Below are 24,136 nucleotides of genomic sequence, written 5' to 3'. Positions count from 1 at the left end.
AATGACTAGATCTCTCATGCTTGTAACACGCTTAATTCTTTAAGCCTTTTGATTTTTAACAAAAGGCTCTTTTTTTATTAGTCGAATGCTCCTTCTGTTGTTTATTGAATATATTCAAGGGGAACTTCTTTAAAAGAAACTAAACGAAAAAGAGGCTTATATAATGATGTTAAAACCACATTTTTATACAAAGCGATTTACTAATATTAAGGATGAATGGTTATATGACAATAATATAACTCTTATATTGGCGGATATAGATAATACCCTGGTACCATATCACCAGCAGGGAAGCCAGGATTTAAAAGGATGGCTTGACCATGTACAAAACACTGGAACAAAAGTTGTCGGCACATCTAATAGCAGTTCAGAAAGAGTTGAAAAATTTCAGGATCAATTCGGAATTCGAGCGTTAAGTAAATGCAAAAAACCGAGAGTTAAAGTGATCAAAAGGTTCCTGAAAGAAGAAAAAGCGAATAGAGAAAATGTGATTATAATTGGCGACCAGCTTTTTACGGATATTCTTTGCGGTCGTCGTTTAGGAATAAAAACATTACTTCAATTGGATCCAGTGGAAAGAAATGCTCCTGCTTTCAAGAAAGGAATATGGGCACTTCAAGACAGATTGCTGAAACACTGGGGGATAAAGTAGATATTATCAGTTCCAATCATTGATACGATGTGTTCTAGTTTGAAATATTTAAAGGAGTACACGAAAGGGGTCTGGTATTGGTGCATGTATTTGTTGTAGGAGCAAATGGGCAAATCGGCCGCTATCTTGTAAAACTGTTAATTGACAGTAACGACCATTCAGTAAAAGCAATGGTTCGTAAAGAAGAGCAGGCAAGCGAATTCAAAGAGATGGGTGCCGACACTGCTGTAGTTGACCTTGAAGGAGACGCAGGAGAAATTGCAGAATCTGCAAAGGGATGCGATGCGATTGTGTTCACAGCAGGTTCAGGAGGAAAAACAGGATACGATAAAACGCTTTTAATTGACCTTGATGGTGCGGTAAAAACAATGGAGGCAGCTGAAAAAGCAGGTGTCAAACGGTTTGTAATGGTTAGTGCTCTTCAGGCAAATAACCGTAAAAATTGGAATGAAGCAATCAAGCCTTATTACGTTGCAAAACACTATGCCGATATTTTCCTGGAGTCAACTGACTTAAATTATACGATCGTACGTCCAGGAGGACTGTTAAATGAAACAGGTACAGGAAAAGTTTCTGTGGGAGATAAGTTAGGTAGAGGCTCCGTTCCAAGAGAAGACGTTGCTAAAGTAGTCGTAGCATCTCTTGATGAGGAGAACACATATAAGCGTGCTTTTGATCTCGTTTCAGGGGAGACGCCAATAAATAAGGCTTTAAAAAACATCTAAATGCAAAATTATGAGAAAGCCAATTCAAAACGAAATTGTTTTGCGGTTGGCTTTCAGTGTTTTCCTTCCGTAACACTGTTATAACTCTCTGACTTTAGGGTAGAGGATTAATAGTAGATATGTCACGGGAGGGTTTGCTATTGCTTATACTTATTGCTATTCTCATACTTGTTTCCGGATTTTTATCGGGAAGTGAAACAGCTTTAACTGCAGTCAATAAAATGAAGGTAAAATCAAAAGCAGAAAAAGGTGATAAAAGATCGGAAAAACTGCTTGATATGATTTCAGAACCAGATCGAATGATAACGAGTATTTTGATCGGAAACAACATTTCAAACGTTCTTTTACCAACTTTAGTTACGATGGTAGCACTTCAATATGACTTCAGCGTTGGGATTGCAACCGGAATTTTAACGGTTATACTTATTATCTTTGCAGAAGTGACCCCAAAATCGATAGCAGCTACCTTCGCCAATAAAATTGCCTACATTGTTGCACCTATCATCGGGGGACTGATCTGGCTGCTAACGCCGCTCACATGGTTATTATCCAAATTCACAGATCTAATCATTAATCTTATTTCTAAAGGAGACAAGGAAAAAGCTTCTTTTTCCAGAGAAGAATTAAAAACAATGATTGAAATAGCATCGATGGAAGGTACATTTGAAAGAGAAGAGTCAAACCGGCTTAAAGGGGTTATAAATTTCTATAACCGTAATGTATTGGACGCCATGAAAGCTCCGCGTCTTGATATTACAGGAATTCCAGCGGATGCAACTTATGAGGAAACGAGAAAAATCATTTTAGAGAGCAGTCATAATCGTTTTCCTGTTTTTGAAGGCAGCCTTGATAACATAACAGGGATTTTCCATTCAAAAGCACTTTCAAAGTGGTCGGCTAACCCGGAAGCAAAGCTTGAAGAATATATTGAACGAGCATTATTCGTAGTAGAATCTGCCTCCATTGAAAAGGTGTTCAAGCAAATGTTGCAAGAGAAAAAACGGATGGCAATTGTAATAGATGAATATGGAGGTACACACGGCTTGATTACTAGCGAAGATATTATCGAAGTGATGATCAGCCAGGAACTTGAGGATCCGGAAGATGAAGTGTTGATCGATGAAGTAACCGATGATCGAATCGTATGCCATGGCAATTTGCCATTAAGACGATTAAACGAGGTATTTAAAACAAGGATACCGGAAAACGAAGATATTGTTTCAGGATTTGTATATAGAGAGCTTGGTTATATACCAGAGCAGGGAGACGAATTTGATTATCATCATCTTCATGTAGAAGTAAGAAAGGTAGAAAATAAAAGGATCAGACAGGTCAGCTTTACGAAGCAAACGATCGAGGATGGTGAAGAATAACGATAAAAGAAGCAGGTAATGTTTAAATGCCTGCTTCTTTTAAGTGCTTAACCGCCGTCTTGAATCATATCATTTTTCAACATAAATTCGCTAAAACCCACATCAAATGCATCTGGATCATTCTCCATAAGCCATGTTCCATAAGATTCATCATCTGGTATCCTTCCCCCGTTCGAGGCTTTTTCATGATGGGGAACACCCTGTTCATTCAAGTGCCTCTCATATCTTTCCTTTATAAGATTATTCTCCATTCTAATACCTCCCTTTCACAAGTTATTTCTTTTTATACCTTTTCCCTAATCAGGAAGGAATAATCTTATTGTAAGTTTGCCCTTAGATTTCTGGCTGTTTAGTAAAAGGGAATTAGGGGTAAAAATTTATACATTGCTGGATTAGAAGCTAAAAAGGATGAGTCAATGAAAAAACAAAAACTATTCTTTAAGATTAAAAACAGTTTTTGGTTTATTCCAGTTGTTTATAGCCTTTGCACGATCCTGTTTGTTTCTGTAGGTGCATGGTTTGATTTTTCCATGATTGAATGGAAGCGTTACATACCAGAACTATTACTTGCGTCCAATGCCATTGCCAAACAACTTTACGGACCGCTGATCACTGCAATCCTGACCATGACTACAATCAGTTTCTCAACTATTATGGTTGTCTTGACAACCTATTCTTCTCAGTTTTCTCCTCGTGCGTTACAGAATTTTATTTCTGATAAATTCACACAGCATGTACTGGGTGTATTTGTATCCGGTTTTTTATTCGCTCTTTTAAATATGTTTCTTTTATCGGGTGAAAATAACACCGTTTTAATCACTCCACTTATTACACTCATTGTCGCTATTTGCTGTCTGATCTTTTTCATTTTGTTCATCAACCACTCAGCAAGATGGATACAGGTAAATAACTTGATTTCAGAAATAATGAAAAAGTCAGTAGATAAAATTAATGATGATGAAGGTCTTAACTCAGTTAAGCATAAAGCAGAAATAGAAGATGAAAAAGAGGCAGAATTACTTAAGAAAAATAAGTTGTTAATTTATTCTGATAAGAATGGATATGTGGAGTATGTAAAATTCTCACAACTTGTAAAAGAAGCTTCAAATTCTAGTATTGTTATTAAGCTTAATGCAAAGGTAGGCCAATATGTTCGAAAAGGAACTTTACTGGCTACTTGCTGGACTGATGAATATAGTGATGTTGATTTCGAAAATATTTTGCCTACTATCGTCATCGGAAGCAATCAATCATCTATTCAGGATGCTGAATTTTCTATACAGAAGCTTGTTGAAATTGCATTAAGAGCTGTTTCACCGGCTATCAACGATCCGCATACTGCCATTAACTGTACAAACAGAATCGGTACTGTACTTGCGGTAACAGCAAAAAAACAACCTCCGGCAAGATATTTATTTGATGAGGAAAATAATCTTAGAGTGATAATCAATACAAAAACATTCCAGGAATATTTATACAAAGCCTTTTATCAAATTAGAATTTATGGGAGAAATGATGTCTCTGTAATGAATGGAGTTCTAGAATCATTAACAATCATCGCGGAGAACCAGAAAAGGGAAATCAAAAATGAAGTATGGAAATTCCATGATTATATCCTAACGGCGATCAATACAAAACATTTACATGAACTGGATAAACAACTGGTGAATGAAACCTTAAGCAAATTGGCGATAACTTGTGAAAAAGAAAATCGATTTTGGAATGAAGATCGATTGTGATAAGAAACGAAAAGACTGCTGAACTAAGCAGCAGTCTTTCTTTGTTTTTATACAGGTTACTAATTAACACTTTATCAAGAGAGATAGAACAGATTTATTGTGTGGATTAGATTGATCATACTCACGCTATTCTCATGAATGGAGCGTTATAACTATTAACTATTAACCTGGTTTCTCAGAAGTTTTGCATCGAATATAAACGGCCCAAAAGGAAGAACAGAAGAGAGTGCTGCTAAAAAGGATTTTAGGAAAGACCAGCGATGGGCAAATTTCATATAAACAATTGCTATTATATAAAGTACAAACAGTCCCCCATGAAGAGCTCCAACAATCATAACAGCCAGCGGCATATTCAGCATATACTTTAAAGGCATCGCTATTCCAAGAAGAACAAGAAAGGAAATCCCTTCTGCAAAACCGATCATACGAAAAGTTTCTACCGGATTTTTAAACAAATAATCACTTCCTACTATCAAGTTTTTTCATACACAAAGATAATTATAACAAGGATCTCTCATAAGCAATATTGAAAATATAAAAATTATTTGACACTTGCCCTATTAACACTATAACCTACCAACATAAGCCTGACATGATGCAACGCTAAATAGAAAAAGACTAATAGTTGTTTAGACCTATCTCCCCTTAGGGAAGAGGGAAAGAGGAGCAACAAAGTATATTTACCTGCAATAATTTATTATGAATTAAGAACTTAAATTTTTACATACTGTATGAGATATTAAGAAATTAATTGAAGAGGTAAAAACGGACTAATATGAGTCTTATATACGAACTATTTTAGATAGACTTCATTACAAGGGGACGATTATATATGGAAAAAGGATATGCTTTTCCTGCAGTCTTTTATTTTGAATCTTCATCGAAAAAAGAAAACGATTTCCAAATACATATAACCTATCCTGATTTGCTGCATCACAACATCCCTGCAAGTGCAGTTCATTCTGATAGGGGAAACATTATGTTTGAAGCGAAGGAGTTGCTAAAAAACTCTATTCTATTCGCGTATGAAAAAGGCATTGAATTTCCGGAAGCAACCGCTTCGCTTGAAAAGGTCTCGATCGATCGTAACGATTTGACTAGTGATGGTGTGCCTTATCGTATTGAAATTTCCGTAATATTTATTTCTGTTGATGAATTAGAACAAGAACAGGAAGAAGATAGCATTATATCATGGAGGCTGCATGATGACCGCTGCATCATTAGCAGTATTGCTGGAAGGAAAATTCGTGAAGGTGCTTACAGTGCTGAGAAGTTACGCCGGCTTGCCCAGGCCATCAGCAAGAGCGGACAACCCTTTGCTTTAAACATAGATGGTCGAAGAATAGAGGTTAACGGAAAACAGTCGATAAAAATGAAAGAAGAACTTGAATGGATTACTGAAGAATTAGAGAAGTCCGAAAAAAGCCAGTGAATTTTTAAAAAAGGAATAGCATAGTTCACATTGTTATATAAGTATAGTTTTAGGGCATGTACAAACATGAACATCATAGATAAACAATGAATGAGAGGTACTAACCTGGATGCTGCATTACAGAGTCTACGCTAGCGATCCTTCAAGAGAATGGGTAACTTTTATCCATGGAGCTGGAGGGAGTTCTAGCATTTGGTACAAACAAATAAAGCAATATAAAAAACATTACAACGTGGTGTGTATTGATTTGCGCGGGCACGGTAACTCACAAAAAGCAAAATGGAAAAAAGGAGATACGTTTCTTCAAATTTCTGAGGATGTACTCGAAGTTTTGGATCACTTAACAATTCGTTTTTCCCATTTTATTGGTATTTCATTGGGCACGATCGTTGTCCAGACGCTCAGCCGTAACCATCCCGAACGTGTTAGCTCTATGATTTTAGGCGGAGCTGTAATACAGCTTGACGGACGAACCAAGTTTTTACTCACAATAGGCCATACCTTCAAATATATCTTGCCGTTTATGTGGCTTTATAAGTTATTTGCATGGATCATTATGCCTCGTGCAACACATTCAGAATCACGCTATGCTTTTGTCAAACAAGCAAAAAAGATGTGCCAAAAAGAGTTTATCCGCTGGTTTACCCTTACCAAGTCTTTAAATCCTTATTTAAGGCATTTACAAGTGGATACTAAAGGAATTCCAACATTATTTGTTATGGGAGAAGAAGACCATCTATTTTTAGCACCTGTTAAAGAACTCGTAAGGAAACAAAAAGAGCTCGGGTTAACCTGCCTTAAAGACAGCGGACATGTATGCAATATAGACCAGCCAGAAAGCTTTAATGAAGTAACATTAGATTTCATTAAAAGAGTAGGAGAAAGGACTTCTAAAACAGCTCCAAAAAACTTTCAGGCTAGCAACAACTGTTAAGTTCTTCACAAAACGAAAATACAGAGAAGGCTTTTATATTAGCCTTCCTTTTTGTTTTGATAAAAAATTGCCACGGCCTTTTTAGTAGAAGTAACTTGCAAAAGTAATTAATATATTTAGGATGGTATAGAGCGTCACTGATTCTAAAAACATTGAAAAGAAGGTGCTTTTATGAAGGTGATACTCAGCAGAAAAGGCTTCGATTCATCAACTGGAGGCTATCCAAGCCCGATTCTTCCTGATAATACCCTGGCATCGTTGCCTATTCCAGATAGTGCCTCAAATCTCTTCTACAATGATTTAAAAATAGACACTACAAACTTGTTTGATGTGATGCGCTCTTTAAAACCATCTATAAAAGCTTCAGGAGAATGGGAGGAACTAACTAAGAAAACAGAATGCCATTTAGACCCTGATATAGACAATCGATTGATAAAAAGAGAATCAGGGTGGAGAGGATTATTTGGACAGGGAGGAGCCGCCCAAAAGCATCTCGAAAACCAGGGTGTAACTGCAGATGATCTTTTCCTTTTCTTTGGGTGGTTTCGAAAAACAAAACGCAAGAAAGGAAAGTTGGTATTTGACCCCCAAGATAAACAGGGCAGACACATTATCTATGGCTATTTACAAGTGGCAGATATACTTAATGTACCAGCTGCTGCAGACGATTTTCCTTCCTGGATGAGAACCCATCCACATCTGATCGAGAGAAGAAGGAAAATTCCGACCAACACAATATATATAGCAAGAGAAGAGGCTTCCTGGGATACATCGCTCCCCGGATACGGTCCGTTAGATTTTGATGAGAAGTTAGTGTTATCAAAGGAAGGCTATAAGAAATCTTGCTGGGACCTCCCCGATTTCTTTAGAAATGTGAAGATCAGCTACCATAAAGCCTCCCGCTGGAAAGAAGATTATTTTCTCTCTGTTGCCAGGGGGCAGGAATTTGTGGTTGAATCCAATAAAGAAGTTGTACAATGGGCAAAAGAAGTGATCAATGCCGGGAAGATCACCTAGAAAAAGATGATAGTAAAAAAGATTGTAAAAGTGTTATATTATTGTAATTAGATTTACATACTCCTGTGATGATTGTCCTGTAAGATTGCTATCAGTTGAGGAAAACACCTCATAAATTACCAGTAGGGGGAATAACTTCTTGTTCAAAAAAGTTATTGCAACGATTACTTTAACAGCCACAGTATTCTTAGCCCCGATCTCAGGAGAAGCAGCGTTCGATGATCAAACTAGTAACAGGAAACAGGATTTGACTGATAATTACAGTAGCAATAATTACAATTTATTTCATTATAAAAACCAACCAACTGTTTTTATAGATACAAAGGTAGATTTTAAACGTTCATCAGAAATCAAGCGAAACGGCATCGTTCGCCCTGATACGTTTGCTGCAATTTCAAAAAAAGACAAAGCATTTTCTAAAAAGCTGATTGAAACGGCTAAAAAATATAAAGGAGTTCCTTATCTATGGGGAGGAACGACGCCAGAAGGTTTCGACTGCAGTGGTTTTATTCAACAAGTTTTTGAAGAAAACGGAGTAAAGGTGCCACGTACAGCAGAATCGATATGGGAATCCGGAAAAACAATTAAAGCGCCAAACGTGGGAGACCTTGTTTTTTTTGAAACGTATAAACCCGGTCCTTCACATCTCGGAATTTACGCAGGAAACAATCAGTTCATCCATGCTGGCTCTTCACACGGTGTGGAAGTAAGCAGTATGGACAATCCATACTGGGCACCAAGATATATTGGAGCTAAAACGATATAATGAAGGAAGAGTGGGGATCAGGTGATTACCCACTCTTTACTTTGAAATGTTTTTTGAAATTTGTATGTTACTCAACATCATAAGAATCAACATTTTGGCCTAATTCGATTTCTTCAGGAAGCTTTTTAGAAGCACCAGGAATCTTCCTTGATTCAAAATTTACAACATCAGAAGAGTAGATCGAAATGCTAACCTGACCACCATAGACCCTTGACCGAATTAAAAGAGGCTGATTGTATGTATTTTTAAACGAAAAGTCAGGTCCATACCAGCTGACAGTAGCATCTCTTCCCTCGGGAACATAGGGAACCCTTTTGCTGTGAGAATACCTTTGTAAAATTTTTGCTCCTGCATTATCTACTGAATTGAACAGTGTAGAAGAAACCTGGCATATACCCCCTCCAATGCCTTCAGTAACTTCACCCCTTACAATAACCGGGGCTGGAAGATAACCTTTTTCTTTTGTTCTTTTGCCAACCACTTTATTAAATGAAAACGTCTCGTTCGGAAAAACAACATGACTGTCGATCGATTCAGCAGCAAGGCGAATATTATGGGTTCGTTCTTTGTTGTTTGAATTAAAGTACGTAACATAATGCCCTATCTGTTGAGTACGAATATTTGCGAGTAATTCACTGTCTACTTTCGGATGAATCGGAAGACGTGGTGCTTCAAGAAAAGCTGGCCCGCTTCCAAATAAGTAAATATACAATTGTTCGGTAAACTTTCTTACATCAACTTTATAGCCTATCTGCTCCGGTAAAATCTCTTCTGACTTGCCTATTTTAGCGTTAACCGGCTCCTGGTTTACTTCTTTTTTCAATCGTTGAAGAAGGCTGTTTATTTTTGTATGGTCTATAACCGGTTTCCCTACTAAATCGTTCATGAAATCGTTACGGTGAATTTTAAGAATTTCAGCACCTTCATGTGTTATCGTTAGATCTTCGGATTGGACAAAAGGTTGTACTAAAAATAAGCAAATAGATAAAAGTGCAAATTTCATTTCTGTATACCTCCCAAATTTAGTATGAGTAGAAGATATAAGTTTCATGTAGATTATTTTCTCTATACTACTCTCTTTTCCTTAGCTTTTTTTGAATAGATGCAGGATAACCGACTGAATTGCCGAATGGTTATTGGATACCCAAATGAACAGAGGCTTTAAGGAGGAAAATATGAGGCTTAAACTTATTCATTCAAATGACATACATAGCAATTTCGATAACTTTTCGAAAGCAGTAACATTAATCAAAGAGCACAAAGATGAAAACACTATTGTGATGGATGCGGGTGACTTTGCTGATTTTAAAAGTATTGAATTACAGGGAACAAAAGGAATTGCAGCTGTTGAACTGCTGGAAACTGCAGGTTATGATGTGTTAACGATTGGAAATAATGAAACGTTTAATGGGATCGATACACTTGAACATATGGCTACTAACTCCAGAGTTCCTTTTATTAGCAATAACATATTAACGAGCGACCAAAGAAATATTCATGGAGTCAATAAAAGCATTATATTAATAAAAAGCGGAATCCGAATACTTATCACTGGAGCCTCTCCTGACCTCGGCGAGTTCAATGATTTGATGGGATACAGCATCCATGATTATAAAACAGCAATTCTTGAGGAAATAGCTTCACATGAAGGAGAGTATGATATTTGCATAGTTTTAAACCATGTCGGTACCTTTGCCGATGAACCATTTGCAGAAGAAACGGATAAAATCGATGTTATTATCAGTTCCCATGATCATAAGTTATATACCGAAGCAAAAGTTATAAATGGAACGATTATAAACAGCGCTGGAATGTACGGACAGCATATTGGAATTATTGAGGTAGAGTTAAAAGATGGATCAGTTGAATTAATTAAGTCTTCTACACACTCTACAGCCGAAGCAAAGCCTGACTATGAGATTATGGAAATCTTACAGAAAAACAAGGAAAAAGCGATTGAAAACCTTAGCAAACCGCTTTATCAGATTGAACGACCTCTCTGGCATGATGTAATGGAAGAGAATCCACTCAGTAATCTTATTGCGGACGGATTAAAAGATATGTTTCCGTGTGATATCGGAATAATAAATAGCGGAATAACCAATGGGGGAATAGTTAATTTTCTCTCAGATAAAAAGCTGATTGAAATTTGTCCTTCGCCTCTTAATCCAACATACATGGAGATACAAGGAAAACATTTAAAAACGGCGATTGAAAGATCGCTTGATGCCCAGGTGTGCCTTGAAGATGGCAAAGGACCTGGATTCAGAGGAAAATATGTGGGAAGGCTGCATGTATCAGGCGTAGATATCATCCATGATGGCAGAAGAGTGAAAGAAATTCTAATCGGCGGACAAGCACTCGATGACGAGAGGTGGTACTCCGTCTCTACGTCGGATTATTTGCAACGGGGTACCGGCTATCCGTCGCTTGCAAACAACCAGAATATCAAATACAGACCAGAAGAAATCAAGGATGTTATCAGACAATACGCAAACCAGCAATCGTTCTTAGAAAGAGCATTTGTTAACCGTTGGGTGGAATCGGTAAAAGTTTGACAGTATTTAAAGCCTGACCGCTCCAATACATTTTGCCAGGAAAAGATTTGACCAAAAATATTTACTCATTTTTATTAAATGGTAAAATGGTCTTTGAGAGAATTTCTATAAATCACTAACGGATAAGGAGCATTGAAATTGGAAAAAACTTTTATCTTCGGACATAAGAATCCAGACACTGATACGATTTGTAGTGCGGTCGCGTATGCTGAACTGAAAAAGAAATTAGGTTGGAACGTTGAACCTGTACGGTTAGGGGAAGTAAACGGCGAAACCCAATATGCGTTAGATCAGTTCAATGTGAAAGCGCCGCGCTTAGTAGAAGAAGTTGCAAGCGAGGTAGAAACTGTTATACTTGTTGACCACAACGAACGCCAACAGAGTGCAACTGACATCGAGAAAGTTCGGGTATTAGAAGTTATCGATCACCATCGCATTTCTAATTTCGAAACAAGCGACCCTTTATATTATCGAGCTGAGCCAGTAGGCTGTACTGCTACGATCTTAAACAAACTTTATAAAGAAAATGGGATAGAGATACAAAAAGAAACAGCAGGCTTGATGCTATCAGCAATCATTTCTGATTCCTTGTTGTTCAAATCACCAACCTGCACTGAAGAAGATGTTGCTGCTGCTAAAGAACTAGCGGAGATCGCAGGTGTTGATGCCGAAGAATATGGACTTGAAATGCTTAAAGCAGGTGCTGACATCAGTGATAAAACAGTTGCACAGCTAATTTCCCTCGACGCAAAAGAGTTTACAATGGGAAGTTCTAAAGTAGAGGTGGCGCAGGTAAACACCGTTGATACGGAGGAAGTTCTTGCACGCCAGGCAGAATTAGAAGCTTTCATTTCAGATACAATTGTGGAAAAAGACTTAGACTTATTCCTGTTTGTTGTGACAGATATTTTAAACAACGACTCAGTAGTGCTTGCTCTGGGGAATGAACAGGCAGCGGTAGAAAAAGCATTCGACGTTACATTAACAGACAATAAAGCGGTTCTTGAAGGCATTGTATCTCGTAAAAAACAAATCGTACCTCCAGTAACAGATGTTTTATCTTAAATTGTGTAATAAGAAAAAGACGTGAATCCATTTTATTTTGGGCCACGTCTTTTTTTATTTAAACGATCTTTTTTGAATATCGGTAAAGAATAGAACTCGAGATCACCATTAATAAAAGCAAGATGAGAAAAGCAAGCTTAAATGAAGAAACAGTAAAAGAGGCATCGCCGATCTCAAGAAGAATACCTGCCAGAACGGATCCAGAAGCACTTCCGATATAATGCATCTGCTGCTTCATCCCGATCCCTGCACTTACAAGATTCCGGGGCAGAAAGCGGGAAACCTCATTGGTAGAGCTTGAGGAGAGGCTTGAGAACCCAAAGCTGACAAACATATAGCCCAACATAATCATATATTCATTAACAGGGGCCAAAAAGTAAAAAATAAGCGCAGCGGTTATCAGCAGTAGGTGAGCCAGAATCATCACTTTTAAATTCCCGTATGTGTCGATCAGCCGCCCAACAAAGACGGCAGCCACAGCAGAGAGCATGGCCCCCGGAAATATGATCAAGCCGACAACAGCAGGATTCTTTCCATAAACATGCTGCAGCATCAACGGCATTAAGAAAAGAAGAGCAAAATGCATGCAAAAAACAATATAAGTTACATATAGGATTTTCCGATAGTTCCCATTTTTTATAAGTTCAGGTTGGATAAAAGGCAGGTCAGTCCGGTTGATACGCTGCCAGAGAAGAAAAATGAACAATCCACCTGCAATTAAGTAATACCAGTTGAAGGTAGAAGTAAATAGCAAAAAGGATGTTACACCGAGTCCTGTTAAAATACCTCCGATAATATCAAAAGCACCTCTTCTAACTTGTTCATCAGGCATCATTTTAAACAACATAGGAATAACAAGAACCACAAAGACCGTCACGATAAACAAGTAGTTCCATTCAAGTCGATCGGTTATCGCTCCTCCCACAACTGGCCCCAATCCAAATCCGAGAGCTGAAGCAGATGCGACCATCGCCATTGCGCGCCCCCTTCGTTCCATCGGAATAAATCTTCCGGCAAAAACCATCGAGAGGCCTGGAATAGCTGCTGCACCGACAGCCTGACAGAGTCTCGCGATCAAAAGCAACACGAAATTTTCCGCGAAAAATCCCAGGATCGATGAAAGTCCAAAGATCAAGATACCTAAAGAGAGTAACCGACGGATCGGAAAATAGTCGGCAAGACGAGTATACGTAATCGTAAAAATTGCGAGGACAATCGAATATCCTGAAACGATCCATGCACCTTGAGATGGCGATAGGGAAAACTCACTAAGTACACTCGGCAATGCTACATTAAACATCGTAGTATTCATAACAACAAGCCAGACAGCTATGCTTAAGATGATAATCGTCTTAAAATAGTTGCCCCCGGCCTGTTCTGAAGATGAAAATTTCATAAAATGCCTCCAACATTTTTCCATTTAAGAACGAATTCTAAAAAACTATACCACAGCTATGTATGATGTTACATCACTTTGCCCTATAAAGGCTATGACTGGTATGGCTAATAAAGCCTTAAAAGCGGTTAATAAACCACAAAAAGTGTCGGGCAAATTCCATTTATCGTGTAGTAAACAGTCCGACTTGCTGAAAAAACCTTCAATTTTCAATCATAATAACAGTGCTATCAAAGCGACATATAACAAAAACAAGGGATTTTTCCACACATTGCAGTATAATTAAACCTGATAAAGAAAAGCAAAGAGATTTCCCTTCGTTGTCCTTTTTTAAGAAATATAGAAAAACAACATTATCCCATACGTTAACTTTATAAAAGAGAGGAGTGATCATTAATGAAAATTCTGTCCTTTAAGCGCGAATTTTCAGTCGGAGAAGAAGGGATCAGCGAAACAAAAACAATAATAATTGGAGGAATACCTCAAACGATTTTAATCCAAACTGCGAATCGACATAATCCAGTATTATTGTTTCTCCACGGAGGCCCCAGCATGCCTTTACCTGGTGTATGCTGCCGTTCGCAGGAATATACTGGGGTATTGACGACGAAAGAGCTTGTCAAACACTTTACAGTAGTTTTCTGGGATCAAAGAGGAACAGGAAAATCTTATCGTTCCGACACACCGGCGTCATCCTTTCATGTCCGCCAGTTTATCGAAGACACAAATGAACTTATCGATTACCTTCGAAATACATTTCAACAGGAAAAAATCGTTCTGGCTGCTCATTCCTGGGGAACAGTACTCGGGCTGCACCTGGCATATGAAAAACCGGAAAAGCTTTATGCATACATAGGAGTCTCACAAATCATTAATTGGGCAGAAAATGACCGACTTTGCAGGGAATGGGCGTTGAAAGAAGCCTATAGAAGGAATAATAAGAAGGCCATTCAAGAATTGGAGGGCGTTGGTGAACCGCCATATTTGGAGAGCTTTGAGCAATGGGGAACGTTAAGAAGATGGCTTTTACGATTTAACTCAATGATCTATACCGATACTACTGTCAAACACCCCGGTATGGCCGGAATGGCAAAGATCATGCTGCGATCTCCGGATTATTCCCTGGGGGATATTGTAAACTCATTGTACCGTGGTTTTAAACTCTCCTATACCCAGAGAATGATCGAGGATCTATCGGGAATAAACTTTTTTAAAGAAGATGCCAAATTAGAGATTCCCGTCTATTTTATACACGGTAAAAAGGACGTACATGTCAACGGAAAGTTAGTCGAGGAATATCTTAATAAAGTAGAAGCACCTAATGGAATGCAGTTACACTGGGTCGAAAAATCATCCCATCTTTTTCATCCGGATGATGCCCGAATTATCGAACAACTGATTATTCAGAAAGCGGAAATATTTAAAGACCAGGCAATCCCAGATGCTGAAAAAACGCCCGTTTAGATCAGCAAAAATAAATTTTTGATTCCCCGTATCTTTTTCACCTCCAAAATCGTTTAAGGAGTAGAAAGGCGCCAAAGGAGTGAATAGATTGAACTCAAAGCTTAGTGAACAGAGGGATAATGTGGATTCTTCAACAATTATAGAGTACGACACAACCTTTATGTCAACACTTCAAAAATATTGCAGATTTCTATGCCAGGATAAATGGGATGGAGAGGACCTTGCACAGGAAGCGGTTTTAAAAGCGTTAAAAAATTATCGTTCCGACGGCGAAATCACACCTGCTTTAATTAAAAAAATTGCCTACCATGGATGGATCGATATTATCAGGAAACGATCAAGGGAGGTAATCGGTGAAGTTCCAGAAATGCATTTTGAAGAGACCGGTTCAGAGTTTGAATCCGCCCTGGAAGTCAGTGATTTGTTAAGCAAAAGGTTAACAGCAAAACAGGCTATCACTTTAACTTTAAAAGAAGGATTTCAATTTCAAACAAAAGAAATAGCAGAAATACTTACGACAAATGAAACTGCTGTCAAATCCATTCTTCATCGAGCTAAAAAACGGTTGGAAAAAGGCGGTGAATCTGGATTGGTCTCGGAAACGGCAGAACAAGTAAAGCTTAGTGAAATACTTTATCAAACGTTAAAAGCCCAAAATCCTGCTATTTTGATTGACAGCTTACCAGTGTTCCTTTCAGTAAAAAGTAACAAACTTGTTCCTAAGCTCAACGTTCATTCTAAACATTCTCCTGGAAGCACTCTTTATATGGCTGCTTAGGCCAATAAACGATATTTTAGGAGGAAACAATATGACAACGATTCCATATGTTATTGAACAATCAAACAATGGCGAGCGTTCCTACGATATTTATTCAAGACTTTTGAAAGACCGAATTATCATGATCGGAGATGAGATTAACGATCACATTGCTAACAGTGTGGTTGCACAATTGTTATTCCTGGCAGCAGATGATCCAGATAAAGACATCTCGTTATATATCAACAGTCCCGGGGGATCCACATCAGCTGGCTTTGCAATCTTTGATACGATGCAATACATCAAACCGGATGTGAGTACAATTTGTACAGGGATGGCAGCTTCGTTTGGTGCGATGCTTCTTCTAGCAGGAGCAAAAGGGAAGCGTTATTCACTTCCTAACAGTGAGATCATGATCCATCAGCCGCTTGGCGGTGCGAGAGGGCAGGCAACTGATATCGAGATATCAGCACATAGAATCTTAAAGCTGAGAGAGCACATCAATAACATTATCTCGGAAAAAACAGGACAGTCATTAGAAAAAGTAACAAAAGATACGGACCGAGATTATTTCATGAGCGCTGAGGAAGCAAAGGAATATGGGATCATCGATGAAATCGTATATGCCAAATAGAAAAAAGAGGAGAATTTTTCTCCTCTTTTTCTATGCCAGTTAACAACTCTTAATATAGGATGATTAAACAGAGAGCTCTCCGTTCTCTTCTGTGTGTAAAGTACCGCGAAAACTTGTTTGACATCGTTCACAAATTCGAATGGTAGAACCCACGCCGTTATTCTCTCGATCATTAATCTTCATCTGGCCTAAAGCCGATCATTGTCGTATGTTTTTCAGCGCTCATTGTTGTTTCGTTTGGGCAGCTGATAATTGAATCAATGTACTCCCATCTTATCAACATATGGGAGATCGTTTTTTCTTCTTGTTGCTCTTCAGAAGGAATAGGAGTCCCATCTTCTTTTCGCACGGTTTTTTTGCGATAGTGTGGATTTTCAACCCAGATTCCGGAACTGTCTGATTGGATAATTTTGGCGAGCAGCCAATCATCAGGCTTATAAATTCCTGTTACCTTACCGGTCAAATGTTCCGGAAAGTTACGCAGCTTGATCTGAAGTTTTTGTCCATTTAACTCTTTTACGTACATGCAATCCCTCCAAAAATTCTCCATATTTCTTTAAATTTTTTTCATCCTTTATTGTTATTTACCTAAAAAATCCCCCGCCTAAACACTGGCTGAGGGACCTTCTGATTTCACATTTTTTTATTTTTAATTAATACAGCCTTAATCATTGTATAACCAATGTCATCGGACAAGCGTTCCTTTATTGGCCTGAGCTTTTTTTCATCCAGCTGTTCATATTCCGCTAACACCATCTCTTCGATCTCAGGAGTGAAAAATTGGTTCCAATCAAGGGGGTGCCCTTCCTGGTAAGCTTTAAACAAGTGACCTTCAATCGTCTGGGAAGAGAGTTCCCTTTCCAATGCAATTTCCTTAATTTGTTTTCCGTTCTGATAAGCCTCATAAGAAACTAGATAACTCGGACTATCATCTTTTGGATCTTTTTTTGAAATTTTAGATCCTGATGGTTGTTGCTCGACTTTCGCAGGCTTGATAGAGCCATTTGTTTCTAGAAAAGACGCAATTTCTTTTAAAAATGTTTCACCATATTGCTCATATTTTTTCTCCCCGACCCCTTTTATTTCGAGCATACTTTGTTTCGTCTCAGGAATGTACCGGGCCATGTCCTTTAAACTTGCATCAGAGAAGACAACATACGGGGGGAGGCTCATATCTTCTGCAATGGATTTTCTGAGTGTACGAAGCGCTTCAAATAACTCTTGATGATAGTCTGTTTCTTTTGGTGAATCTTTCGGTTGTGCTTGAACATAAACTTTTGTCGTTCCTTTTAAGACATCAGAAGATAACTCGGTAAGCTGCAATGTTGGAAATTTGGCATCCCGAGCGTAAAGGTACCCATCTGCAACAAGGTAGTTGATAAGATTCATAATTTCTTTTTCAGTATAATGAGACAACAGGCCATAAGTTGAAAGTTTGTCGAATTTAAAATCCAAAACCCGTTTATCCCGTGACCCTTTTAACACCTTGGCAACAAGAGATGCACCAAACCGCTCATCCATCCTCTTTACACAGGAGAGAATCATCTGGGTTTCTTTCGTCATATCTGCTCTCTCGCCTTCATCAAGGCAATTACTGCAATGTCCGCACTTTTCCGGGCCATTAGAATCGCCGAAGTAATCGAGGATGTAACGCTGGAGACACCGATTGGTATGGCTGTAACTAGTCATATCCTGCAGCTTCTTATATTCCTGACGCTTATTTTCTTCATTCATGAAAGACTTTTCGATCAAGTACTTTTGAAGCTGAACATCCTTCGCAGCAAACAAAAGGATGCAATCGCTCGGTTCGCCGTCCCGACCGGCACGTCCCGCTTCCTGATAATAAGATTCTATGTTCATGGGGAGAGCATAATGGATCACATATCTTACGTTCGATTTGTCTATGCCCATTCCGAATGCATTCGTCGCAACCATTACGGGTGTTTCATCATTTATAAATGCTGCCTGAGCATCCTTACGAGCGGCTTCTGGCATTCCGGCATGATACCGTGCAGTCTTGTAACCCTTTTCTTTTAAAAGTTTATAAACTTGATCAGTAACTTTTCTTGTAGGTGCGTAGATTATGCCAGACTCTTCAGAACGGGATGTCGCAAAGTCGAGTATAAACTGTTTTTTGTCAATTCCTTTTGCGATTTTAAAATTTAAATTTTCTCTGGCAAAACCTGTGTTTACCTGATGTTCCGAATGAATTCCAAGAAGAGACTGAATATCCTCTATGACGTGATCCGTGGCAGTAGCTGTTAATGCCATTAAGACCGGCAAGTTGGAGAGCTGTTTAAGATTTGGAATGATGGACCGATAGCTTGGCCGGAAATCATGTCCCCACTGAGAAATACAATGTGCCTCATCAAAAGCGATAAGAGAGAGGCGGGTAAATTCAAGCGCATGGATAAAATCAGCTGATTCAAACCGCTCTGGCGCCACATAAACAAACTGAAAATGTCCTGCTGCAAGCTTGTCGATTCTCTCGCGTTGTTCCGAATTGCTCAAAGAACTATTGATATAGGCTGCATTAATTCCAATACTGTTTAACGAGTCGACCTGGTCTTTCATCAATGAAATAAGAGGAGAAATAATAACAGCTGTCCCATCAAGTACAAGTCCGGGAATTTGATAACACAGTGATTTACCGCCTCCAGTAGGCATCACCGCGAGCGTGTTGTGATTCGCTAACACATTTTCAATGGCCTTTTCCTGGCCGGGGCGAAAAGAAGTATATCCAAAATACTCTTCCAGTATTTGCTTTGCTTTATCTAACATAAAAACCATCCTCATCATATTGCTCCCTTCATTCTACCAGAGAAAATTAAACGCAGCATTCCTCAACAATGTATTAATTAAAGAAACTAAAAGAAGTTATAGTTATCCACATTTTCAATGGGGTCAGACCCCATGTTTAAGCCGGTCTCCACGGGGGAAATAATACTTTATAGATTATTTACAGGAGGCGAAATGTAATGGCGAAGATTGCAGTGGAAAGACCATTTACAGATGTAAAACTACTTTTAAAAAGCAAAGGCTATGAAGCAGAGATGCTTGATAACAAGGCTGACGCATCAAGTTATGACTGTTGTGTAGTCCGGGATCTGGAGGATATGACAGACTACCAGATGAACGTACCTTTAGTAGCAGCCAGGGGAAGAACGGTGAGTGAGATAATAAATGAAGTGGAAGAACGTCTGGAAAGGATCGGAGAAATAAGAGGATTAGATCAAGGAGATTCAAAGAAAATTTCCGGTAAGAGCATTGCGGCAGGTGTTGCGGCAGGTACCGTAGTGGGTGCAGCAGCAGGATTTTTACTAGCGCCGAAAAGTGGGAAAGAACTCCGGGAAGATGTAAGTGACAAAACAAAAACAGCGAAAGAAAAAGCCTCCAGCATTTCCGATACCGTTAAAGAAAAAACGTCAACAGCTAAAGATAAAATTAGTGAACAATCGAACAAAATAAAGGATAAAGTAAATGAAATGAAGAACAAGGCTGAAAGTAAGAAAGATTCAAACCAGGAGGAGGGCAGTGAACCGATTCAAAGTGAAACAACCGTTGCGATGGAAAATAACGGGGAAAGCGCCACCCTGGTGAAAAAAGAAGGGAGCAACACATCTAAATAAGCAAGAGTAATAAGCACCTGCTACTGGGTGCTTTTTTTATGCAACTTTTCTAAAGCCAGTATTTGTTATAACGCTTGTGACTTAAAAGAAAAAAACACTCTTGCTTCCATATCTTTTATAGCAATTGACTCTTTACTTAAACATTGCCTGCAAAAATGTTTTTTAGTATCCAGACAGCAAAATACTACTTCCCCTACTTTAAAGTCCTGTAAGCAACTCGTACAGAAAAAACTGGTTGCTTTTTTCATTCTGATTCCCCCTAATGTCTTTTCCGTATTTTATCACAAAATTGGCCTGCACAGCGAGATTACGACAAAGGTTACAGGCAATCAGCAAACATCGACATTTTATAACATATGCAGACAAAACAAGCGGTTTTAATGTGAAAAGCCAACTAAAAAGTAAAAGTATTATTGCTTTCTGGCTTGTTTTGTCGAAGATATTGCAACTGATTAAATCAATTGTAATAATCGTTTTATCACAACACGAGTGGAGGATTACGTTGAAAAACAGAGGTCTTATTGTAGAAGAACAACATGGTATTCGAACATTGATCGGAGAGCAATTACAAGCAGAAGGATTTGTGACTTACAATGCGGAAAATGCTTATGAAGCCATTTCTCTTACACTCAGAGAAGAGATAGATTTTATTGTGTTAAGTTTAGCAAAGCCTTTTTCAAGAAGCTTCGGTTTACTTAAAAGGTTAAAAAGTGTAAAACCAGATACGAAAGTAATGGTTATTGCAGATTCGGAAAAACCCGAAATGATGGAAGAAGCTTTTGAGCTAGGTGCTTCCGCATATTTTGTAAAGCCATTTGATATTTATCATTTATCATGCATGGTAAAAAGGGAAATTGCGATGAAGGAAACGAAAGATAAAGTAAGCATCGTTTAAGAAAGATTTTTGTTAGCATAATATACAATAAAATCATGACATTTTTTGCATGGTGGTGACATTTTATGGGAACGATCTTTGTTTTGCTCATTGGAAAACTAAATCTGTTTTATCCTTTATTAATTTCTTCAGGAATATTATTTTTGTTTGCTATTGCAAAAAAAAGCTGGGTATCAATGTTGATCAGTGGATGTTTACTGCTTCCGATCTCCTGGTATTTAAGCCTGGATGCAACAACCTCCTGGGCAAAACTGATACCGATGTTGCCCGTAATGCTAACCGTTCATTTCTTTTATAAAAAAGAGATCAAGTCATTTGAAATCAACTTGTAGTTATTTAACGATTCAAATTAATAAACTTATCGGGCTTAAAAACTTGTGGTCAGGTTGTCCCTTCCTTTAACATGAGTACAACACTCTACAAGAGGAAGGGACGTTCTATGAAATTAAGCATTCTTGATTTATCCCCGATTTCAACAGGCAAAACTTCTAGAGAAGCCTTGCAAGAATCGATGGAGCTTGCCCGTATCGGTGAAAACCTTGGTTACACTCGTTACTGGGTAACTGAACACCATGATCTTGAAGGGCTCGCCAGTTCTGCCCCTGAAATACTGCTTGCCTATATCGGAGCAAACACTAATAGGATTCGCATAGGTTCTGGTGCTGTACTATTGCCACACTACAAACCATATAAGATAGCTGAAACATTTAACATGCTGGCCACTTTATTTCCAGGGCGAATAGACCTCGGCGTTGGAAGAGCACCGGGGGGATCGGCAGAAGTTACGATGGCTCTATCTGATAACTTTTTGGAACAGGTAAGAAAAATGCCGGAATCTCTTAGTGATTTGCTTAACTTTTTATATCAAACATTTCCTGAAGACAATAAGTTCTCAAAAGTCTCTGCTGCTCCGGTTCCTGATGTGATGCCCGTCCCCTGGCTGCTGGGAACGAGCATAAAAAGCGCTAGACTTGCTGCTGAATATGGCATACCATATGCATTCGGACAGTTTATGAGCGACAAAGAAGGTGCTTCTATCATTAAAGAATATAAAGATGCTTTTATGGGAGGGAAGCAACGTTTAAATCCAGAAACCATCATAACGGTTTCCGTGATCTGCGCAAAGACAACGGAGGAAGCTGAAGAGCTTGCATTAAGCTCTGACTTGTGGAGCGTCCTTCGAGCTAAAGGCGAGGCTGCAAAAGGCATTCCTTCGATAAAGGAAGCAAAAGAGTATGTCTTTAGCGAAGAGGAACAGGAAAAGGTTAAAAAGGGAAGAGAAAAAGTAATCATTGGAAATCCAACTGAAGTTAAAGAGAAGCTTCAAAAGATCCAGGAACATAGCCAGGCAGATGAAATAATGATTACAACAGTTACTCACAGGTTTGAGGATCGAGCAGCATCGTATGATTTGATTGCAAAGTCATTTTTAAAGTAATCCCTATATATATATCATGGTACCGGACTCCCAGTGAGTTCGGTTTTTTTATACCCTCCTATAGGATTTACCCTTCTCATAGCGAAAATGTAAAGTGGCATTTAAAAAAAGAAAAGAAGGGAATGGTGGTTACAATGCCTGCTACAAAACAAATAGGAAGTTCATTAAAAGTTTTACTCGTATCAGACCTCGAAAAATCCCAAGAATATTATAGAGAAATCCTTGGCTGTGAAGTGACAGAATGGTGGGTTATAAGGGACGGATTTACAGGATTAGCCTTAAAGCTTTTACAGGCAATGTCACAAGAGGACGTACGGCCCAATCCTCCTGCAAAAGGAGTTAAACGAAGTATTGATGTATATTGTTATATTGAAGATTGGAAAGCCCTTGATGATCTGTATGAAGAATTCACTTCTAATGGTGCTTCGATTGTCATTGAACCATGGATCGATGAAGATAACGGCCCATGGAAGGAGTTTGCTGTGAAAGACCCTGACGGATATTGTCTTGCTTTCGGAGGAACAGACGGGCCTAAGTTCTAAAAACTAATTAGAAGCATGCTTCTCTTCGGTAATTGTTATTTCCCACTCGCCGGGTTTCCACTTGGATGATAATGGAACGGAACAAAACAGCGAATGTAAGAAATAATAACAATGATAAACCGGAAAGGAAGGATGCAAATGTCTTTAGAATGGTTTGACAGAGTGAGCGGAGAACTTCAGGACCATCTTGAATCGATTTGCGATAAGTATGATCAAGTTGGCCATATGTCCATCGATAGAGGTGCAAAACATCCAAGGATCGAATTTTATGTTGAAACAGATGATGATGGAAGAGAGTATTTCTGTTCCCTTTTTTATGATCCGCATAATGAAGAATTTTACACGGAATCGTATGATCTTGATCTAGAACATACTTCTAGAACTATTCTTACTGATATCGACGATCTGATTGATGCGGTACATGAGAGCTTCCATGATTATATGAACGAGGAAGATATTTATGTAGAAAACGAAGAACTTTATATGGATGATGAATATATTGACGAAGGATACGAGCTGGATAATGAATTTGAAGAAGGCTACTATGAAGAAGATTATTCAGAAGCCATCGAGAATGAAATTGAAGTAGAATGGATAACGCCAGAGGTTACAGCTTATTCACATGAGGACGAGGTTAACGTGACTTATCAATTCGGGGTTGTTCAAGAGACCGGGGATGGAATCCTCAGAAGGTTTAATCGAGTGATAACAACGGAAGATTCCTTGATTGAAGATGAATCCAACTTTATTTTCAGTAAGGATGAAGCAGGCACAATTATTTCAATGATCGCTTCAAATATGGATTCGCTGAGTGATTTTGACTTTGAATAAATGATGAAGCTGGGACATAAATAAGACGTTCAAGTTAAAAAACGAATGATTCAGAATCAACAAGTAAAGAATGTTAATTTTCAATAGATTTATCTTCCTTTATAGCTAGTAGGAGTGATGCAAACCGCTTCGGCAGAATACTTCGCTTTCCACGGGCACGGCCTCAGCCTCCTCGCGGAAAAACTATCGCTGCGGGGTCTTCGGACTCGTGCTGTTCCCGCAGGATAAGGAAGGCTACGGCAGCAAGACATCGCACGAAGAAAATGTGCAGTTCATTTTCGAGGAGTCT

At 38.6% G+C, this 24,136-nt stretch carries 26 protein-coding genes; 19 read left to right on the top strand and 7 right to left on the bottom strand.

Features of this window, described 5'->3' with window-relative positions; translation table 11 throughout:
• Window positions 1-163: 163 nt before the first annotated feature.
• From FCL54_RS22630 to FCL54_RS22620, 3 genes are all read left to right on the top strand, one after another.
• The gene (locus FCL54_RS22630) at window positions 164-652 is read left to right on the top strand and encodes a YqeG family HAD IIIA-type phosphatase (protein ID WP_138129566.1); all 489 of its coding nucleotides are present in this window, start codon (window positions 164-166) and stop codon (window positions 650-652) included.
• Between the two features lie 80 nt (window positions 653-732).
• Window positions 733-1,377 (top strand): SDR family oxidoreductase, encoded by a 645-nt coding sequence (locus tag FCL54_RS22625; RefSeq protein ID WP_138129574.1) that lies wholly within the window; start codon window positions 733-735, stop codon window positions 1,375-1,377.
• A gap of 140 nt (window positions 1,378-1,517) precedes the next feature.
• Window positions 1,518-2,750, top strand: a complete 1,233-nt coding sequence (locus FCL54_RS22620; RefSeq protein WP_246055430.1) for a hemolysin family protein — start codon at window positions 1,518-1,520, stop codon at window positions 2,748-2,750.
• Window positions 2,751-2,797: 47 nt separating this feature from the next.
• On the opposite strand, the gene FCL54_RS22615 is transcribed toward FCL54_RS22620, so the two are convergent.
• Window positions 2,798-3,001, bottom strand: a complete 204-nt coding sequence (locus tag FCL54_RS22615) for a hypothetical protein (RefSeq protein ID WP_138129564.1) — start codon at window positions 2,999-3,001, stop codon at window positions 2,798-2,800.
• Between the two features lie 165 nt (window positions 3,002-3,166).
• Here FCL54_RS22615 and FCL54_RS22610 point away from each other — a divergent pair, with 165 nt between their 5' ends.
• Window positions 3,167-4,489: a DUF2254 domain-containing protein gene (locus FCL54_RS22610; RefSeq protein WP_138129563.1), complete on the top strand. Its 1,323-nt coding sequence runs from the start codon at window positions 3,167-3,169 to the stop codon at window positions 4,487-4,489.
• A 155-nt stretch (window positions 4,490-4,644) separates the two neighbouring features.
• Here FCL54_RS22610 and FCL54_RS22605 read toward each other — a convergent pair whose 3' ends face one another.
• Window positions 4,645-4,944, bottom strand: coding sequence for a DUF3817 domain-containing protein (locus FCL54_RS22605; RefSeq protein ID WP_246055428.1), 300 nt, complete (start codon window positions 4,942-4,944; stop codon window positions 4,645-4,647).
• 377 nt (window positions 4,945-5,321) lie between these two features.
• Between FCL54_RS22605 and FCL54_RS22600 the strand changes: the two genes are divergently transcribed.
• From FCL54_RS22600 to FCL54_RS24715, 4 genes are all read left to right on the top strand, one after another.
• A complete protein-coding gene (locus tag FCL54_RS22600) occupies window positions 5,322-5,921 on the top strand; it encodes a hypothetical protein (protein ID WP_138129562.1) in 600 nt (199 codons plus the stop codon).
• Window positions 5,922-6,030: 109 nt separating this feature from the next.
• Entirely contained in the window at window positions 6,031-6,855 is an 825-nt protein-coding gene (locus FCL54_RS22595; protein ID WP_138129561.1) for an alpha/beta fold hydrolase, read from the top strand.
• A 171-nt stretch (window positions 6,856-7,026) separates the two neighbouring features.
• Window positions 7,027-7,872: an Nmad3 family putative nucleotide modification protein gene (locus FCL54_RS22590; protein ID WP_138129560.1), complete on the top strand. Its 846-nt coding sequence runs from the start codon at window positions 7,027-7,029 to the stop codon at window positions 7,870-7,872.
• Window positions 7,873-8,011: 139 nt separating this feature from the next.
• Window positions 8,012-8,638 (top strand): C40 family peptidase, encoded by a 627-nt coding sequence (locus tag FCL54_RS24715; RefSeq protein ID WP_281281409.1) that lies wholly within the window; start codon window positions 8,012-8,014, stop codon window positions 8,636-8,638.
• Window positions 8,639-8,705: 67 nt separating this feature from the next.
• Here the strand turns inward: FCL54_RS24715 and FCL54_RS22580 are convergent, their stop codons facing one another.
• Complete coding sequence (locus FCL54_RS22580) at window positions 8,706-9,641, bottom strand: VanW family protein (protein ID WP_138129558.1); 936 nt, start codon at window positions 9,639-9,641, stop codon at window positions 8,706-8,708.
• 172 nt (window positions 9,642-9,813) lie between these two features.
• Between FCL54_RS22580 and FCL54_RS22575 the strand changes: the two genes are divergently transcribed.
• Both FCL54_RS22575 and FCL54_RS22570 read left to right on the top strand, forming a co-directional pair.
• Window positions 9,814-11,196, top strand: a complete 1,383-nt coding sequence (locus FCL54_RS22575; protein ID WP_138129557.1) for a bifunctional metallophosphatase/5'-nucleotidase — start codon at window positions 9,814-9,816, stop codon at window positions 11,194-11,196.
• A 138-nt stretch (window positions 11,197-11,334) separates the two neighbouring features.
• Window positions 11,335-12,261 (top strand): manganese-dependent inorganic pyrophosphatase, encoded by a 927-nt coding sequence (locus FCL54_RS22570; protein ID WP_138129556.1) that lies wholly within the window; start codon window positions 11,335-11,337, stop codon window positions 12,259-12,261.
• A gap of 58 nt (window positions 12,262-12,319) precedes the next feature.
• Here the strand turns inward: FCL54_RS22570 and FCL54_RS22565 are convergent, their stop codons facing one another.
• Window positions 12,320-13,657, bottom strand: a complete 1,338-nt coding sequence (locus FCL54_RS22565; protein ID WP_138129555.1) for an MFS transporter — start codon at window positions 13,655-13,657, stop codon at window positions 12,320-12,322.
• Between the two features lie 396 nt (window positions 13,658-14,053).
• Between FCL54_RS22565 and FCL54_RS22560 the strand changes: the two genes are divergently transcribed.
• The 3 genes from FCL54_RS22560 (at window position 14,054) to clpP (ending at window position 16,512) form a co-directional block, all read left to right on the top strand.
• Entirely contained in the window at window positions 14,054-15,121 is a 1,068-nt protein-coding gene (locus FCL54_RS22560) for an alpha/beta fold hydrolase (RefSeq protein WP_138129554.1), read from the top strand.
• 88 nt (window positions 15,122-15,209) lie between these two features.
• Window positions 15,210-15,899, top strand: a complete 690-nt coding sequence (locus tag FCL54_RS22555) for a sigma factor-like helix-turn-helix DNA-binding protein (RefSeq protein WP_138129553.1) — start codon at window positions 15,210-15,212, stop codon at window positions 15,897-15,899.
• A 31-nt stretch (window positions 15,900-15,930) separates the two neighbouring features.
• Window positions 15,931-16,512 carry an ATP-dependent Clp endopeptidase proteolytic subunit ClpP gene (gene clpP, locus FCL54_RS22550; RefSeq protein WP_138129552.1) on the top strand — a complete coding sequence of 194 codons (582 nt, stop codon included), beginning with the start codon at window positions 15,931-15,933 and terminating at the stop codon, window positions 16,510-16,512.
• A gap of 172 nt (window positions 16,513-16,684) precedes the next feature.
• On the opposite strand, the gene FCL54_RS22545 is transcribed toward clpP, so the two are convergent.
• On the bottom strand, window positions 16,685-17,038 hold the full coding sequence (locus tag FCL54_RS22545) for a hypothetical protein (protein WP_138129551.1): 354 nt from the start codon (window positions 17,036-17,038) through the stop codon (window positions 16,685-16,687).
• Between the two features lie 107 nt (window positions 17,039-17,145).
• Window positions 17,146-19,293, bottom strand: a complete 2,148-nt coding sequence (gene recQ, locus FCL54_RS22540) for a DNA helicase RecQ (protein WP_138129550.1) — start codon at window positions 19,291-19,293, stop codon at window positions 17,146-17,148.
• 197 nt (window positions 19,294-19,490) lie between these two features.
• Between recQ and FCL54_RS22535 the strand changes: the two genes are divergently transcribed.
• Complete coding sequence (locus tag FCL54_RS22535; protein WP_210238541.1) at window positions 19,491-20,141, top strand: YkuS family protein; 651 nt, start codon at window positions 19,491-19,493, stop codon at window positions 20,139-20,141.
• Window positions 20,142-20,206: 65 nt separating this feature from the next.
• On the opposite strand, the gene FCL54_RS22530 is transcribed toward FCL54_RS22535, so the two are convergent.
• Window positions 20,207-20,389, bottom strand: a complete 183-nt coding sequence (locus FCL54_RS22530; RefSeq protein WP_138129549.1) for a hypothetical protein — start codon at window positions 20,387-20,389, stop codon at window positions 20,207-20,209.
• Window positions 20,390-20,643: 254 nt separating this feature from the next.
• On the opposite strand from FCL54_RS22530, the gene FCL54_RS24200 reads away from it, so the two are divergent.
• From FCL54_RS24200 to FCL54_RS22505, 5 genes are all read left to right on the top strand, one after another.
• Window positions 20,644-21,036 (top strand): response regulator, encoded by a 393-nt coding sequence (locus FCL54_RS24200; RefSeq protein WP_171016983.1) that lies wholly within the window; start codon window positions 20,644-20,646, stop codon window positions 21,034-21,036.
• A gap of 65 nt (window positions 21,037-21,101) precedes the next feature.
• Complete coding sequence (locus FCL54_RS22520; RefSeq protein ID WP_138129547.1) at window positions 21,102-21,368, top strand: hypothetical protein; 267 nt, start codon at window positions 21,102-21,104, stop codon at window positions 21,366-21,368.
• A 107-nt stretch (window positions 21,369-21,475) separates the two neighbouring features.
• Window positions 21,476-22,474, top strand: coding sequence for an LLM class flavin-dependent oxidoreductase (locus FCL54_RS22515; protein ID WP_138129546.1), 999 nt, complete (start codon window positions 21,476-21,478; stop codon window positions 22,472-22,474).
• A 134-nt stretch (window positions 22,475-22,608) separates the two neighbouring features.
• On the top strand, window positions 22,609-23,016 hold the full coding sequence (locus FCL54_RS22510) for a VOC family protein (RefSeq protein ID WP_138129545.1): 408 nt from the start codon (window positions 22,609-22,611) through the stop codon (window positions 23,014-23,016).
• A gap of 138 nt (window positions 23,017-23,154) precedes the next feature.
• Entirely contained in the window at window positions 23,155-23,847 is a 693-nt protein-coding gene (locus tag FCL54_RS22505; RefSeq protein ID WP_138129544.1) for a hypothetical protein, read from the top strand.
• Window positions 23,848-24,136: the final 289 nt, after the last annotated feature.

It is taken from the genome of Exobacillus caeni (assembly GCF_005747095.1).
Lineage (GTDB): Bacteria > Bacillota > Bacilli > Bacillales > Guptibacillaceae > Exobacillus > Exobacillus caeni.
Note: the sequence above shows the minus strand (reverse complement) of the source record. Positions and strands in the feature narration are given on the sequence as shown.